Source organism: Nocardioides sp. W7 (assembly GCF_022919075.1).
GTDB lineage: Bacteria > Actinomycetota > Actinomycetes > Propionibacteriales > Nocardioidaceae > Nocardioides.
In genome coordinates this window covers 4,211,386-4,226,728 of record NZ_CP095078.1, presented here as the reverse complement: position 1 = coordinate 4,226,728, position 15,343 = coordinate 4,211,386, and the positions used below count along the sequence as shown (strand labels likewise).

Sequence of the window (15,343 nt, the reverse complement as noted above, 5' to 3'; positions counted from 1 at the left end):
CTCAGCGAACGGTCAGGCGGCCCGGACGTCCGTCCAACCCAGCGCCGTTCTCGTCGCCGTACCGCTCACAGGTCTGCAGCACGATGCGCGTCTTCGAGCGGTAGCCGACGAGGTCGGAGTCCAGTCGCCAGGTGTCGCTCTCGTCCCACACGTAGGAGCCGGACGTGCAGGGCGGAGGTGCCACCGTGCTCCGCGGACCAGGAGAGCGTTCGGCTGCCCGACGGGTTCGGCGTCGAGTTGGTAGGGACCCACCTCGATCCGGATGCCGCTCTTGCGCCACGACAACTGCGCTTCCCAGCGTTCGTGGGGCCTCCAAATGTCGTACTCCTCGCTCGCGCCGCCGCCGGCCGGGACCTCAACCCACGACGGTGCGCTGGTGGGTGATCTTGATGAGGCGCAGCAGGTCGCTCATGTCGCTCCCGGAGCGAGCTGATCGAAGGCAGCGCACAGGGCATCGGGGTCCTTCGTCACGACGATGACGCCCTCGCCATGGCCGTCGATGTCGATGACGTCGGCGAGCTTGTGGTCCAGCAGCGGTGCGAACCGGCCCCCTGGCGGGCGACGGAGCAGAACTCCGTCGGTGGTCAGGGCCGTGTCACCGCGCAGGAGCCGGACCTTTCGTCCGGAGGTGTCGGGCGTGGCGTGCGTCGGGCTGTACACGGTGATGAGGCTGCCCGTCCAGTCGATCGCATTCACCCCTTGGCCGAGCTGTCGCAGCGCCGGCAGCCGCTGCGCCCAGGCGAGGCGGCGACTTCGCGGGGGCTTCGGGCGAGAGCCGAAGGCGGGCCAGCGGATTCCGTCACCGACGTGCGCGACACCCGCGTTCGTCATCACCATGCGGATGCCGGCACCCGACGACACCTGGGTTGCCCCAGCGATCCGATGGCGGTGGACAGTGCGGAGCCTGACGGAGGCGCCGGGGCCGGGGGGAGTGGTCTCCGGCACGGTCAGGGAGGTCACCCAACCGTCGGTGTCCACGGTCATCAGTTCCAAGCTGTCGATGGCTACCCCGACGAGGTGGCCCAGGCTCGGGTCGGTTTGCACCCGGCGGAAGCCTCGCCACAGGCTGCCGGTGCTCTCGAGCCACACCTCGCCACTCGCAGTGACTAGGGCGTGACGGTGGCCGTGCCTGGTGCGGGCAATGTGCAGCACCCGATCGGGGAAGTCGATGGTCTCGCCACTGGGGCGGTGCCAGAGCCTTCCCGAGGCCTGCACGCCCCAGTTGCCCCGATAGCAGATGACGTCGGTGCCGCCGCGCTTCTCGAGGGACGTCGCGGTCGACACGCCTCCGTGACCGCCAGCCACGTCGAGGGCGACGACGATCCCACCTGGGCCCGGGCAGAGTGGCGCGCCGCTCGGCTTGGGCGCTGGCTTCAGGGCCGGGAGCGCGCTGGCTTCACGCGGGGCCGTCGAACGTGACTTGGCGGGTGGAGGTGCAGGTGCAGGTGCAGGTTCCGGCGTCGGTTCGGGCGCAGCCACCGGCGTGGGTTCGGGCGCTGGTTCGGCGATCGCGAGGCCCGCGGTCTCGAGCACGTGCAACATGAAGCCGCGCACTTCGTCGTCGTGCCAGTCCGTCAGGTCGACGAGCCCGGCCAGTCGTTCGAGATCGTTGAGTTGCGCCGGCGTGAGGCGATTGTTCTCGTCACACAGGGCGCGGGCGCTGCGGACGTATCTGTCGACGAGCTGGGCCGGCCATGCGTCGAACTGCAAGGGCATCGCCAGCTCACCCCCTGTTGGCCGTCGACATTGTGGCGGCCCGATCGTAGTCCTCGCACGGCACCGGAGGGGCAGTTCCGCCAACTGTCACGCAACCGCCCTGACGACGCGGCTGCGCCACTAGATTGTCGGCGACATTCGCCAAGGCTGAGGAGTGACGCCGGTGCCGCTTCGCGAGCTGGTGCTCGGGGTACCGCACGTCGAGCTCGAGTACGCCGACCGTGTCCTCAGCGGCGATGCGCTGTGGGATGCCGTGGAGGACCGAGCGCGCCGCCTGGTCGAGTCCGGCCTGTGTCCGGGGGATCGGGTGCTGCTCCACCTCGACCTCACCGACGAGTACGTCCTGGCTCTCTTGGCAGCGCTGTCGGCCGACCTGGTGGTCGTGCCGGTCGACGTCTCCACCCCGGCGGTGGTGGTGGAGGAGATGGCGGTGCGCAGCAGGGCGGCAGCCCGGCTCTCCGCCTCCGGCATTGCGGCGTGCCCCGAACCGACGCCGGGCGGGGTCAATTCGTCGGGCGACCTGCAGTACATCCTGTTCACCTCGGGCTCCACTGGCCGGCCGAAGGGCGTGCTGGGATCGCGCGCGGGCCTGGCGACCCGGATCAGGTGGGGGCGCGACGAGTTCTTCGCCGGTGAGCACCGGCGCTGCGCGGTGCGGGCGAGCATCGCGTTCGTCGACAGTCTCACCGAGATCTTGGGCGCGGTTGCTGCGGGCAAGCGACTCGTGGTGGCCCCACCAGATGCGCGGCACGACGTCGGACAGCTGGCGCGCTTCGTCGCTGAATCCGGGATCGAACAGGTGACGACCACACCGAGCGTTGTTCCGGTGCTGGCGAGCTCGGCCGATCGGTGGTCACTGGCGGGAGTCAGGCGCTGGATCTTCAGCGGCGAGGAGCTGCGCGCCGACTGGGTGGAGCAGGTCCGCGGCTTCAGCCCGGATGCCGAGGTGATCAACTCCTACGGCTCCACGGAGGTCAGCGGCGACGTGGCCTTCCACCGGATCACCAGCAGTCAGCCCCTGCCGCACCCCGTCCCGCTCGGGACCATCGTTCCCGGAGTGGAGTGGACCATCGAGGCCGACGCGGGTGAGCCGGGTGCGGCCGAGGGCGGAGAGCTGCTGATCGGCGGAAGCCAGGTCGCGCTCGGCTACGTCGACCAGGACGCTGCCGCCTCGGCATTCGGCCCGGGCCGATGGTTCCGGACCAAGGACCTGGTCACGGTCGACGACGACGGCGTGCTCCACCTCCGCGGTCGGCGGGGCCACGTGGTGAAGGTGCGGGGCCGGCGGGTGGATCTCGACGGCGTCGCCTGCTCGCTCGAGTCGCTGCCGCAGGTCGTCGAGGCCGTTGCGTGGGTGGACTCTTCTCCCAGCGGAATGACGGCACTGCATGCCGCCGTGTCGGTTCGTCCCGGCGCGGTTGCCGACCCATCGGAGATCCTGGCACGCCTGCGTACCGACGTAGCTGGCCATCTCGTTCCGGACCGGGTCGTGATCGTGCCGCGGTTGCCGCGCACGGTGACCGGGAAGGTCGATCGCGCGAGCCTGTCCTCGACCAGCCCTGTCGTGAACCGTCCGAGCCAGGACCGCTTCGCCACCGGCATCGAGTACGTCGTGGCGCTCGGGATCGCCGAAGCCCTCGGCCACAGCGACTTCGACGCGCAGACCCCGCTGAGTGACGTCGGACTGGACTCGTTGCGCAGCGTGCAGGCCGCAGAGGCCATCCGTCGCCTGCTCGGTTGCGAGATCGACGGCCTCGACCTCCGGGCGAGCAACAAGATCGAGGCCATCGCACGGGAGGTGCTGCGGGACGCAGGACGCACAGCAGGGCCGGTTCGGGTGGTGCGCGCCGCCGATGGCCCCCACGTCGTGGTCTTCCTCCCGCCGGCCATCGGCACGGGCCTGGGGTACTTCCCTGTGCTGGAGGAGATTCCCGAGGGCACCACCCTCGCGCTAGTTGAGCAGGACGCGGCGTCGACGGCCGTCATCGCGTCTGCCGGGATGGATGCGCTGGCCGCCCACTACGCGGAGGCCATCGCAGGCGGGTTCAGCGGTCGCACGATCTACCTCGTCGGCTACTCGTTCGGTGGGGTCCTCACCTCGGCCGTCTGCTGCGCCCTCGGAGAGAGGGGCGTCGAGGTGGCGGGCATCGTCCTGCTCGATCCTGCGATTCCCACGGCAGGAATCGAGCTCCCCGATGACTGGGCGCTGCGACGCATCCTTGTCGACGCCGGCTACGCCGATCACCTTCCGAGCGAACCGCTCACGGTCGCTGCCGCGCATGACGTCGTCCGGCGCGCGGCGGGACCATTGGAGTTCGTGGCGCCGTCGTGGCTCGAGCAGCGTGCGCGCACGCTGTCGTCCAACAACGCTGAGATGGTCGGCTACCGACCGCCGGTGTGGAGTGGTCCCGCGCTGGTCGTGCTCGCCGGTGACCGTGACCGCCTGTTGAGCGACATCGGCTGGGTGCGTGAGAGCCACCCCACCGCCAAATTCGACGAGGTCGACTGCGGCCACTTCGACGTGCTCCGTCCTCCCCATGCCGCAATCGTGGCGCAGCTGATCACGAGCCGCCTCCAACGAACGATCGAGAGGTGAAGGTGGAGGAGACACCCGCGGGCACGGACGGCAACCGGATGAGTCTGTGCATGTTCATGGGGACCACCGGCTATCACAGTGCCTCCTGGCGGCTGCCGGGCTCGAACCTGCGCGGTGGCACCGATCCCGCTCACTTCGCCGCGCAGGCACGACTGGCCGAGGAGGGCGGGTTCGATGCCGTGTTCCTCGCCGACAGCATGGCCCTGTGGTCCGACGTACGGGAGCGGCCCGCAGGAGTCATCGACCCGTCGGTGCTGGCCTGCGCCGCGATCGCGGCGACCGAGCACATCGGCGTGGTCCTCACGTTCTCGACGTCGTTCAACGAGCCGTACAACGTCGCGCGTCGGTTGACCTCCCTCGACCACCTCAGTGGCGGTCGGATCGGGTGGAACATCGTGACGTCCGCGACACAGGAGGCGGCCCAGAACTTCGGCCTCGACACGATTCCCGACCACGGCGAGCGGTATCGACGAGGCGAGGAGTTCGTCGAGGTGTGCCTGAAGCTGTGGGACAGCTGGGACGACGACGCCGTCATCGGCGACCGTGCCGGTTGGTGGGCCGATCCTGCACGGATTCGTGCCATCGACCATGTCGGAGAGTTCTTCAGCGTCCGGGGGCCCCTCGATGTCCCGCCGTCGCCGCAACGGGTTCCCCTGCTCGTCCAGGCAGGATCCAGTCCGGCGGGCATGGCACTGGCTGCGGCGCGGGCCGATGTCGTCTTCACCGTGCAGGCGACGATCGACGCAGCAGCGGGGTTCCGGGCCGAGATCCAGGACCTGGCGCGGCGCTCCGGTCGGAGCACCCCGGTGCGCCTCCTGCCGGGCCTGATTCCCGTGGTCCGGGACACCGACGAGGAGGCCGAGGACTACCTGGCGCAGCTCGACTCGATGCTCGACCTCACCGACGGCCTGCGCCAACTCGAACGAAGCCTCGGCTGGGATCCCGGGTCGCTCGCGCTCGATGACCCGTTCGCGCCCGATCTCCCGGTGCCGGAGTCGGTCGCCGGCAACCAGACCTACTACCGGGTGATCAAGGACATGGCCGACGAGCGGCGCCATTCGGTGCGCGACGTCGTGCGCCGGATGAGCACCAGCCGTGGTCACCGGCTGGTCGTCGGTTCGCCCGAGACCGTCGCCGAGGCGATGAGCGACTGGGTCGATCGCGGAGCGGCCGACGGCTACATCGTGATGCCGGCCGTCCTGCCGGACGACCTCCAGGTGTTCGTCGACGAGGTCGTTCCTCTGTTGCGGAAGTCAGGCCACCTCCCCGCTGGCCACGACGATCGGGTGCTGGCCGATCGATTCCGGTCGACGGACCTCGCTCGATGAGCGAGGTGGGGCTGCGGGCGACCGGTCCGGTGCCGATCGGGCTGGGTGGGAGTGTGTTCGGCTGGCTGATCACGCCCTGCGAGTCAGAGGCGGTCCTGGACCGGTTCTTCGAGATCGGCGGGCGGTTCATCGACACCTCGGACGGCTATTCGCACGCGAGCCGCGACGTCGGTGGCGACTCCGAGAGCATCATCGGACGCTGGGCCCGGCGCAACGGCGTCGCTGACCAACTGCAGATCTGCACGAAGGTCGGCCTGTGCCCGGGGGGCGAGGGGCTGCGTGCAGAGACCGTACGCACGGCCGTCGACCGCTCGCGCGATCGCCTCGGCGTGGAGATGTTCGAGGCGGTTCTCGCGCATGCGGACGATCCGACGACCCCGGCCCCCGAGATCGCCCACACGTTGAGTTCACTGCGATGGGCCCGGGCCCATCGCGTCGGCGTCTCGGGGTTCGCAACCGAGCGCCTCGAAGCGGTGCTGAGCGCTGCGGAGGAGTTGCCCAACGGCACCCTCGACGTCGTCCAGGCCGAGTTCAATCTAGCCGATCGATCCTTCGAGAGCAGCGAGCTCGGCCGGCTGTGTGTCTCGCGCGGGCTGGGTCTGATGAGCACGGGTTCCCTGGCGCAGGGTTTCCTCACCGGCAAGTTCCGGAATGCGACCGAACGGGTCGGACACCGTCAGCAGGTGGTCGCCCGGCGCTATCGCGGCCACAGGATGGCGAACCTGCTCGACGTGCTGGAGTCGGTCGCTGCCCGGCACGACGTCTCGATGGCCGCGGCTGCCCTGGCCTGGTTGGTGGGCCGCCCTCCGGTCGTGCTGCCGCTGGCGAGCGTCACGCAGCCGGACCAGCTCGAGGCCTTCCGCGAGGTGGGCGGACTCCGCCTGGACGACGAGGACCGCGCGCTCCTGGATGGCGCGGGGACGAACTGATCCGAGGCTGCCCCTCAGCCTCCGGCCAGAAGCAGTTGCACCACGGTGTCGGAGATGCGGATGTCCAGGGACCGTTCGAGCCAGAGGAAGGCCCCGGACGGATTGACCTCCAGGAAGTGGTGGTCCTCGCCCGAACACAGGATGTCGACACCGCCGAACGAGAGCCCGAGCCGCTGCATCAGCAGGTCGAGGGAGGTGCGAAGGCCGTCGGGCAGGCTGGTTGCCTCGAACTCCGACGGCCCGGGCGTCCGCTGGCGCCAGTCGACGTCGTCGCCGTTGCCTCGCCGGATCCGGGCAGCGAACATCCGCCGCCCGACCACGGTGATCCGGAGCTCCGCGTCAGCGACGATCCGCTCCTGGAAGAGGTGGGGGTAGGGGAGGTCCTCTGCGGGCGCCGCATCTGCAGATGCGGTGTAGAGGAATCGTGCCGACGCATCACTGACGGTCACGACGGGGGAGTCGAGCGACTTGGAGACCACCTGGGTGGTGGACTGCGCGGCCCAGGCGCGCACCTGCTCGGCACTGCTGGTCACCAGCGTTCGGGGTGTCCGCAGGCCACAGGCCGCTGCGGCGTCGAGCTGGACCAACTTGTTCTCGGCGGCACGTACGGCCCACGGATCGTTGACCCAGCGATCGACCTTGATCCTTCCGACCAGCGCCCAGAACAGCGTCGTGAGCTGCTCGCCGGCGTACGACCGTTCCAGCGGGGGTACGGCGGCCCACTCCGGGTGGTGCCGAAGGGTCCGGTCGTAGTGGTAGTGCACGGGTTGATCGCCTCGGTGTGACCGGCACAGACCCACGTCGAAGCGGAGGTGTTCGACGGGTGCGGGCCAGGTCAGGCTGGGCTGCGATGCGATCCGGTCGGCCAGCAACACACGCACAAAGGCGCCGCGGTCAATGAGTTTGCGTGCGATGGACACCAGCTCGAGGTCATGGCTCTGCCCGATCAGCAGGACCCGAGTGGCCCTGGTGGGCGAGTCCGGCGGCGAGGGGTCGAGGTCGAGGAGTTCCTCGTCCCATTCGAGGAGGGGGTCGACGTCGAGCCGCGTCCACTGATCGGTGCTGGCTTTTCGGGGTTCAGACAATGGATGCCCCTGGGTCGGTCGTGCGGCTGGTGCCGCACGACCGGCCTGCGGGTACTGGGGCCTAGACGCCGGCCTTGCAGTCCATGATGCCGAAGGCGCCGAGGGGCGCCGGCCAGTGCTGCTCCGACAGCTCGCCGTAGGCGGCGGTCATCAGCGCGAGGGTGGGCTCGATCGGCGGCTGCGCCTCACTGGTCGAGGGGAGCGGGCGGTGGTGGATGAAGCCGCCGACCTTCTCGCCGAACAGCGCGTAGTCCTTGGTGAACAGGATGAAGGCGTGCCACATCTGGTCGATCGGGTAGCTCGGCGCCGGCGAGGCGTCGACGATGCTGCCGAGGAGGAGGAACTTCTTGACGTCCTCGAAGAGGCTGAGGGCGTCGGCCTCGGAGTAGCCGTGGTCGGTGCAGAACTTCTCGATCAGGAACCCTTCGGGCCGGTGGGCCAACGCGACCTGGGCGAGGTCGGTGGAGACCCGCTCCTGGAGTTCCTCGGCGGTGAATCCACACAACGGGTCGGCGACGAAGCTCTGAACCTTGTCGGTGTACGCCATGCTCTTCCTTCTTTCGATAGGTACCGCCGGTTGCGGTCACAGTTGGGGTTCGTCGACGAGATACTCGTCGAAGATGCGGATCTCGCGAAGAGTGAGGCTGAGCCGGGGTCCGACCGTCGCCTCCTCGCGGACCACGGTGTGTTCGTGCGTCGCCTGGACTGCCAAGTCCATGACGACGACGGCCCCTTCCTCCATCACCACCGACCGGACGTCGGTCGGAGCGGCGTAGGAACGGACCGAGAGGGTGCGCGGGGCGCCGAAGCTGACGATCGCGATCTTTGAGTCGTCCACGTGCAGGCTGGCCTTGTCCGAGTGCCAGCCGGTGTGGTCCTCGCCGTCGCGGTACAGGTTGGCCAACGCGTAGTTGAAACTCAGGCCGAATCGCTTCGCCACGACGTCGCGCAGGTCGGCCAGCTCGTCGGACCACACTCGGCTCACGTCCATGCCGTCGAGCCCGAGGGGTACGTCCGAGAAGGACGACACGAGGCGCGGTGCCGGATGGCGTTCGCCGTCGACGATGATCTCGCACTCCGCGTGCTGGTCGGCGCGCATCAGCGCGTTCCTGACCTGCGCGACGAGATCCGCATCGACCACGCCGGGGAAGTACTGGATCCCGTCGACAACGTCGACCACGTCGAGTGCGTCCGTCATGACCGGGAACGTAGCGCCTCGCGGGGTGCCCTCGGGGGCAATTGGTCAGGACTTTGACCAACTGTCACGCGGGATCGAATGTACGGTCAGATCCGCGACGCGACGGTCAGCGAATTGCCCAGGCCTGTCACGCAACACGGAGCGGATCGTCGAGATCGACCTCCTGCGACCAGTCGGTTCCGAGTCGGGTCCCAGCACTTGGAGCGAGCCCCGAAGGGCGGGAGCCACGACCTTGCCGGCGCTGTTCCACCAGCCGATCCACGCAGGTTCGCCACGCATCAGTCTCCAGTCGGTGTCATGGAGATCGGCCCACGCGCGCTTCTCGCTGCACGGCGCTCCGGCTGTCTGAGAGGCGCTGGGTCGCTCACCCAGGCCGCCCGCCCCAGGGCGTCGGCGATGAGCCGCTTCGCCGGTCTCTCGAACTCCAGCGGCCCCTCGCCCGAGGCGAGGTCCGGGCAGTCCGCGCAGGCCTGCACCTTCGCCAGCCACGCGGAGCGGTCCGCGCTCCCAGTGACCTCGGGGACCAGCCGCGCGAAGTCCGTGCGGGTGATGGCTCGGAGGATCAGGCGCTCCGAGGTCTGGTCGCCGACTGCGTGGCGTGCCGCAGCCGCGAGGACTTCCTCATCGGTGGCCCCCGCCGCGAGGAGATCCAGGAGGGCGGCGTTCGGGTCGGCCGTCATGCGGGCTCGACGGCGGCGGGCCGTGTGATGTCTCAGGACATCGGTGACACTACGGCGTCGGCGGGTGGCTTGGTGTTGGTGCGGCGTTGGTAGCCGCGTTGGCCGCTGAGGGTGACTTCGGCGATGAGTTGGTTGGTGCTGAACACGGTGACCTGGCGGTGCTGGCGGATGACGGTCCGACGCGTCCGCAGTGGCGGCGCCCGACGCCGAAGAGGTGCTTGTCAATGCGATGCAGCCGCGGGCGCTGACCTTCGCGGTGATGATCTGCACCGGCCACGGGGCTGGTTGGTCGCGCCCGCACGTCGACCCGCTCACCACCAGCAACCCTGGCGACAAGCGCAGCGAACTCCGGTCCCACCGGAACCCCATCTCTGGCCATCGCTCATCGTGAACGATCACCGGGTCAGGTGTTACCGATGTCCTGAGACATCTCGTGTTACCGAAGTCCTGAGACTCGACGCTACGGCGGCGGGACGTCCGCGAAGGACTTCGTTCGCGACCGGCTTCTCCAGCCTCACCCACGCCCGGAGCAGGTGGCGTCGCAGCTCCGGTGCAAGGTCATCGACGTACGACTCGCGTGCGTGCAGGACGGTCGTGTTGTTGAGCAGCTGGATGTCTCCGGGGCGGAACTCCATGGTGATGCGGAGGTCGGGACTGTTCGTGACCTCTTCGGCAAGGTCGATGGCTGCGCGTTGGTCAGCCGTGAGCCGTGGCGCTGTCGGGTGATGCTGCGACTGGCGGATGTACCACCCGATCATCGAGATCCGGGGCATCCCGTCGACCTCGGTGATGGGGGCCAGCTCGAAGTACGCCGGCTCTCCGGGGCGCTGTTCGGTGTGTCGGCTCCAGGGCATCGTCTCGTACATGACGGCGACGAGATCGGGTGCGCGGCGAAGCATCTCGTTGTAGACGGCGTGCGCGCTGACGATCATCGATCGGCCGCCGGATCGGGACGGTCGAAGGCACAACAGGCCGACGACATCGGAGGCGTCGCTGTGGAAGTCCTGGCTCTGGGTCGTCTGGTACTTCCGGACGGCCGGTCCGGGTGGCTTGCGCTCGTCGCGGATGTGGGTGATCAGGTTGTCGTTCCGGTCCTGGCCCACGGGCGTGCCGAGCAACGACGCGAGACCCAGGTAGGCGCGCTCGATCTCGTCCGCGTCGAGGACCTCGACGGGGAAGCCGCGCAGGCGAACGAAGCCGGGGCCAGAGGTCAGCAGGTCCGACCACCGGCGCGACTGATCGGCGATCCGTTCGCCGAGGATGCCGACCTCGGCGCCGCGACCGTGCTCGACCAGGGCCTGACGCGCATCGTCGTCGAGGTCGAAGGACCAGGTGGAGTCGTCGGCGAAGTCCTCCGGCCTCCACATCGATGGTGATTCGACAGGCACCAACGAAATCATGGCTGAGCTCCTCGGGATGCGTGGGCCGTCACGTGGACCATCGCTGTGAGCCGTCGGGTGGACTCGTCGAGGTACGGGTTGCTCCCGTGGAGCAGCCCGACAATGGTGCCGGTGCCGGTGAAGGCCGTCGCCACGTCATGGTCGGTCGGCTTGCCCGACATCAGTGTCGCCAGGCCCCGCACGAAGGCTGGTTCATCGGCGGGGAAGCGGTGCTCGAGGTCCTGGATCAGGAGCGGTGAGGCAACGATGACGGTCGCCGACACGATGCCGCCGGGTGCGGCGAGTGAGCACAGCGTCGCAGCCGTCGCGGCCAGCGAGACCGGGCGTTGCAGGGGAGGTAGGCCGTTCGCCAGTACGACGTCGAACGCACCCTCGGTGAACGGCGGGGAGAAGACGTCCCCGACCACCAGCGATGCGTCGGGACAGGCAGCGGCGGCGATCCGCAACAGGTCCGGCCTCTTGTCGACCCCGACCAGGGCGACGCCGTTCCCAGCGAGCACGTCGCCGACGGCCAGGTCGAGCCCGGCACCACAGCCCACGTCGACCACCCTCATTCCTGTCGGTGAGGGGAGGCCTTCCCAGACGTTCCCGAGGCCCAGGAACCGGGAGGTGACCTCACTCGGCAACGCCGCGACCACCTCGCTCGGATAGCCGTGCAGGTCCAGGGCCGCAACGCCACCTTCGAAGGTCGCCTCACCGCGCTCACCCCGTCGGGCGCTCGTGTAGAAGCCGTTGACGACCTGTTCGGTGTAGCGGCGGCGCTCGAGCACGGTGTCAGCCAGACTCGCGAGCGCCTGGTAGTGGCGATCGTCCTCGCCGGAGCGCGAACCCGGAGCGGCGGACACGAGCACGCGAAGGTCACCGTCGGACAGGCCCAGCTGGGACCGCGCCTGGGTGACGAGGCGATCGGCAGCGACGTGAGTGCTGGGGGAGGTCATGTCGTCCCACCGTCGTCCGGGTCGTCCGGGTCGGGTTCGCTCACCGGACCGATCAGGAGCGCCTGCGTCTCGGCGAACTCACGTCGTCCGACGGTGTCGAGCTCGTCGTAGCGGATGACGAGGGGGTACAGAACGAGCAGTGCCATCCGCCGGCGGCCGGCCCTGGCAGCCCACCGAGCCAGGGCGACGCGGGCGTTCATCCGGGCCGGCCCGACCCCTGCGGCCGCCGTGGCCCGTTCGAGGACTTCAATGCGCCGGACCAGGTCGCGGTGGTCGGAGTTCGCGTCGGCGGACTCACGGACGGTCGCCGTGATGCCCTCAAGCTGCTGACGCACCCACTGGTCGATGGCCGGGGCCAGCTCTGATGTGGCGAGCAGTCGCTGGAGGTGGCGGGGATCGGCACTGGCGGCCGTCGTCGGGTCCGGCGGGGACCAGCGCGGGTCGAGACGGGTCAGGGCGAGCGTCGCGGCGTGTTCGAGGGACTCCATCCGGACGGCGTAGCGGGGGCCGGCCGCGCGATAGGCCCGCAGCCCGTGGACCAGGGCGAGCGTGCGCCGAGCCTGGTCGCCGGCGGCTCCCCAGAGCGTGGCACTGCGCTCCCAGAGGGCGCCGACGACCGACCACTCCTCGGAGTCGACGGCGGTGGTCTGGAGATTGGCCGCGGCCGCAGCGAGCGTCCGGGCGCGATTGGCGTTGCCACCGGCACCGGACCACGGGTCGGCCATCAGGTCTGTCGTCAGGTCGAGGACGAAGCCCTCGTCGATCTCGCCTGCCACCACCAACTCGGCAGCGAACGTGTCAGCGGAGAAGTCGCACCGGCTTGCGTAGATCAGCGCTCCCGTCGGCGTGAACGCGCGCACCCAGGCGACGGGAGGCGGTGAGGCGGAGCCGTCGGGCGGCTGCCATCCTCCGGTGATGGTGGCGATCTCATTGCGCTGCTCGAGCACGCAGTCGGACACGACGAAGCCGAGGTGCTCGCCGTCCAGGGTCACCGGGTGCTGCCGCGAGCCCCGTCCCCGCCGCACGCCGACCTGATCGCCTCGGAGCAACCAGTCAAGGGTCGTGTTCGTGGGCACCGCTTGCTGTGGAAAAGGTGCCGTGAAGGCGCCGCGCTCGCCGCCGATCTGGGCGTCGATCCACCGGCCGATGTCTGCGAGCAGCGCGGCCTGGGCCGGGTTCAGGTCGAGAGCGTCGGACGACGGCAATTGGTCCCAGGCGTGGGCTGCACGCGCTGCGTGCATGGTCCCGAACGAGCGCACGAGGGCGCGCAGGTCCGCGTCGGTGCACTGGCCGGCGACCAGGTCGGCGTGCCGGGCGACGTCGATCGAGCACAGGGCCGGAAGGCTGCCCTCCACGACGGCGGCAAGGCCCACCAACTCCAGGAGCGAGGAACGGAGCGGATTCTCGCCGGAGTCCTCGACCGAGGCGATCTCGCCGGCAGTGGCAGCGACATCGCTTCCCCACAGGGCTGCCGCCAGCGCCCGGACCCGAGGTTCCAGGTCCGCAGCGACGGCGATCCCTTCGAGATCAAGGAGCACGGTGGGATCGGCGCGATCCAGGCGCACGATGACCGTCTGGGACAGGCGAATCGTGACCGCGCCGGCCGGACCTGCGGAGTGCTCGCGCGCCCGCCACCACGCGACGGCTCCGCCCGGTGGTGCACCCCGCAACTCGATCGTCGTCATGGGGTGGTCACGGCTCGCGCGCGAAGTCGAGCGCTGACCTCGCCGAGTCGGTCGATCGACGGTGCGAGGTCGTGCTCCGGCTGTTGCGGACCGAGCTCGTCGAGAAGCCCGGCGAGTTGGTCGAGCGTCGCCGCGGCGTCGAGAGCGCACGCGCCCGCGTCGGGATCCGCAGCGATGCGGCCACCGCAGGCCGTCAGATGGACGACCGCCCGCTGGACGCTGGCGTGCCACACATCCGACCGCGGTACCCGCGCGTTGCGATCGCTGGTCTGCAGTCGTTCGCGACGCATCCACGACGCGAGGGCGCCGACGGTGGCGATGTCGACGGTCGGGCGCAGGTCGGACAGGAGGTCGGCGACCTCGCGGTCGGCCGTGAGGCGGGCGCGGTCGATCTCCTGGAGAGCCACCAGGCACACCGCTCCCATGTGGGCCCGGCGATCCGTGCGACCGCGTTCGTGACCGCCCCAGCGTTCGGGCGCGGTGCGCTCCATGTGCCGGGTGACCTGGCGGATCGCCGTCAACAGGGTCGCGGGTCGGGCCGACATGCCGCTGAGCGTGCGGGAAGTCAGCAGTCCCCGCAAGTAGTTGAATCCAGCTGTCACATGGGCCTCGGACATCGTTCCGTGCTGCACCGTGGTGTAGACGTCCAGCGGCAATGCCTCGGCGCGGTTGGCGATCTGCATGGCGTACATGGCCGAGCGGTGACCCCGGTCGAGTTCGGCGTACGCGTCGTCGACGGTGCTGGAGGACTGCTTCGGGAAGTCGGAGGGCTTCAGCAGGCGTCGGGCTTCGTCGAGACGCTGGGAGGTGCGCGCGTCACGCCGGTCACGTCGAGTCGGTCGCTCTGCCGAGCGGTGCAGCCAGTGGGCGACGGCGGCGCCGAACAGGCTGTGGGGATCCGGGGCCGAGCCGACCCGGAGTCGGTCGATCTCGCGCCCGTCGGCGCGGTCGAGGATGTCCAGGTTGAGGGCCGCCAGCTCGGGCGCCGCCACGACGATGTGGGGCGCATCGGCTGGTCCGGCGAGGCGGGGCGCCGCGCCTGCCTGGTCCTCCGCCGACGCCAGGTCGGGGCCTCCAGTCTCGAGGTCGTCGAGGTGCGCATGGCTGAGGGTGGCGGTCAGCATCGCCAGCCGTGCGGCTGCCGCATCCGTGTGCAGGTCAACGAGTTCGCGCGGCAGGCCTGCGGTCGGCGCCAGGGCGTGGGCTGCGCGGGTCGAGTCGCGCAGGCTGGGCGGGCGCTGGTCCAGGCGGATCAGTTGGGTGAGCAGGCCGACCGCCGCGTCGACGTCGGCGTCGGGTACGCCGACCGTCTCAGCCTGGGCGCGCACTGCCCGCTCGATCGGGGCCGAGTCTCCCGGATTGGCCCGGGTGGTTCGGAGCAGGTCGGCACTGGTCCCCGGGCCGGTCGGTTCCGGTGCGTGGTCGATCAGCCAGGTCCAGTGGCGCAGGACCTGGGCCCACTGCTCGGGCGTTGGCTCGGGCCGCCCGGCGAGCGCCGCCCGGAGCGACCAGAGGCTGCGTCGCTCCTCGGGGGACAGAGCCGCACTGTCCGTGCGGTGCTCGTTGCTCTCCAGCTGCTGCAACCGGTCGAGCACCTGCTGCGCCTCCTGCCGTGGCAGTCCGGGGGCCGCGAGGCGCAGGGCACGGCCCAGTCGGAAGCCGTCGACACCCGAGGCGCCGGGCGTGGGCGGGTCGTCCACCCCGGGCTGGGATTCGGGCACGCGGTCGACAGACACATGCGGATCCTAGGGGGAATGCAGGGTGTGGAGGTGGGCGTTTCGGGAGGGC

Annotated in this window: 13 protein-coding genes; 3 read left to right on the top strand and 10 right to left on the bottom strand. The window is 69.8% G+C overall.

The window, feature by feature from the left end:
- Position 1: 1 nt before the first annotated feature.
- On the bottom strand, positions 2-184 hold the full coding sequence (locus MUB56_RS19885) for a hypothetical protein (protein WP_244928742.1): 183 nt from the start codon (positions 182-184) through the stop codon (positions 2-4).
- 224 nt (positions 185-408) lie between these two features.
- The gene (locus MUB56_RS25940; RefSeq protein ID WP_280637316.1) at positions 409-1,716 is read right to left on the bottom strand and encodes a hypothetical protein; all 1,308 of its coding nucleotides are present in this window, start codon (positions 1,714-1,716) and stop codon (positions 409-411) included.
- 154 nt (positions 1,717-1,870) lie between these two features.
- Here MUB56_RS25940 and MUB56_RS19875 point away from each other — a divergent pair, with 154 nt between their 5' ends.
- From MUB56_RS19875 to MUB56_RS19865, 3 genes are read left to right on the top strand one after another with little or no spacing between them, the layout of a single operon-like run.
- On the top strand, positions 1,871-4,312 hold the full coding sequence (locus MUB56_RS19875) for an AMP-binding protein (protein WP_348536698.1): 2,442 nt from the start codon (positions 1,871-1,873) through the stop codon (positions 4,310-4,312).
- Complete coding sequence (locus MUB56_RS19870; protein WP_244928741.1) at positions 4,309-5,640, top strand: NtaA/DmoA family FMN-dependent monooxygenase; 1,332 nt, start codon at positions 4,309-4,311, stop codon at positions 5,638-5,640. Before MUB56_RS19875 ends, MUB56_RS19870 begins: the two co-directional genes overlap by 4 nt.
- Positions 5,637-6,569 (top strand): aldo/keto reductase, encoded by a 933-nt coding sequence (locus MUB56_RS19865; RefSeq protein ID WP_244928740.1) that lies wholly within the window; start codon positions 5,637-5,639, stop codon positions 6,567-6,569. Before MUB56_RS19870 ends, MUB56_RS19865 begins: the two co-directional genes overlap by 4 nt.
- A 14-nt stretch (positions 6,570-6,583) precedes the next feature.
- On the opposite strand, the gene MUB56_RS19860 is transcribed toward MUB56_RS19865, so the two are convergent.
- The 8 genes from MUB56_RS19860 to MUB56_RS19825 form a co-directional block, all read right to left on the bottom strand.
- Positions 6,584-7,333: a hypothetical protein gene (locus tag MUB56_RS19860; protein ID WP_244928739.1), complete on the bottom strand. Its 750-nt coding sequence runs from the start codon at positions 7,331-7,333 to the stop codon at positions 6,584-6,586.
- Between the two features lie 382 nt (positions 7,334-7,715).
- Positions 7,716-8,201 carry a hypothetical protein gene (locus MUB56_RS19855; RefSeq protein WP_244928738.1) on the bottom strand — a complete coding sequence of 162 codons (486 nt, stop codon included), beginning with the start codon at positions 8,199-8,201 and terminating at the stop codon, positions 7,716-7,718.
- A gap of 36 nt (positions 8,202-8,237) precedes the next feature.
- The gene (locus tag MUB56_RS19850; RefSeq protein WP_244928737.1) at positions 8,238-8,852 is read right to left on the bottom strand and encodes an alpha-ketoglutarate-dependent dioxygenase AlkB; all 615 of its coding nucleotides are present in this window, start codon (positions 8,850-8,852) and stop codon (positions 8,238-8,240) included.
- 278 nt (positions 8,853-9,130) lie between these two features.
- Positions 9,131-9,532: a hypothetical protein gene (locus tag MUB56_RS19845; protein ID WP_244928736.1), complete on the bottom strand. Its 402-nt coding sequence runs from the start codon at positions 9,530-9,532 to the stop codon at positions 9,131-9,133.
- A 410-nt stretch (positions 9,533-9,942) separates the two neighbouring features.
- A complete protein-coding gene (locus tag MUB56_RS19840) occupies positions 9,943-10,899 on the bottom strand; it encodes a TauD/TfdA family dioxygenase (protein ID WP_244928735.1) in 957 nt (318 codons plus the stop codon).
- Positions 10,900-10,928: 29 nt separating this feature from the next.
- Positions 10,929-11,870, bottom strand: a complete 942-nt coding sequence (locus MUB56_RS19835) for a class I SAM-dependent methyltransferase (protein ID WP_244928734.1) — start codon at positions 11,868-11,870, stop codon at positions 10,929-10,931.
- Positions 11,867-13,555 (bottom strand): hypothetical protein, encoded by a 1,689-nt coding sequence (locus tag MUB56_RS19830; RefSeq protein WP_244928733.1) that lies wholly within the window; start codon positions 13,553-13,555, stop codon positions 11,867-11,869. Before MUB56_RS19830 ends, MUB56_RS19835 begins: the two co-directional genes overlap by 4 nt.
- Positions 13,552-15,291, bottom strand: coding sequence for a hypothetical protein (locus MUB56_RS19825; RefSeq protein ID WP_244928732.1), 1,740 nt, complete (start codon positions 15,289-15,291; stop codon positions 13,552-13,554). The genes MUB56_RS19830 and MUB56_RS19825 overlap by 4 nt, the downstream gene beginning before the upstream one ends.
- Between the last annotated feature and the right edge of the window lie 52 nt (positions 15,292-15,343).

Coding starts and splice junctions, on each gene's coding strand:
- MUB56_RS25940 (WP_280637316.1), bottom strand. CDS start 1,716: ATGCCCTTGCAGTTCGACGCATGGCCGGCCCAGCTCGTCGACAGATAC.
- MUB56_RS19865 (WP_244928740.1), top strand. CDS start 5,637: ATGAGCGAGGTGGGGCTGCGGGCGACCGGTCCGGTGCCGATCGGGCTG.
- MUB56_RS19855 (WP_244928738.1), bottom strand. CDS start 8,201: ATGGCGTACACCGACAAGGTTCAGAGCTTCGTCGCCGACCCGTTGTGT.
- MUB56_RS19850 (WP_244928737.1), bottom strand. CDS start 8,852: ATGACGGACGCACTCGACGTGGTCGACGTTGTCGACGGGATCCAGTAC.
- MUB56_RS19845 (WP_244928736.1), bottom strand. CDS start 9,532: ATGACGGCCGACCCGAACGCCGCCCTCCTGGATCTCCTCGCGGCGGGG.
- MUB56_RS19840 (WP_244928735.1), bottom strand. CDS start 10,899: ATGTGGAGGCCGGAGGACTTCGCCGACGACTCCACCTGGTCCTTCGAC.
- MUB56_RS19835 (WP_244928734.1), bottom strand. CDS start 11,870: ATGACCTCCCCCAGCACTCACGTCGCTGCCGATCGCCTCGTCACCCAG.
- MUB56_RS19830 (WP_244928733.1), bottom strand. CDS start 13,555: ATGACGACGATCGAGTTGCGGGGTGCACCACCGGGCGGAGCCGTCGCG.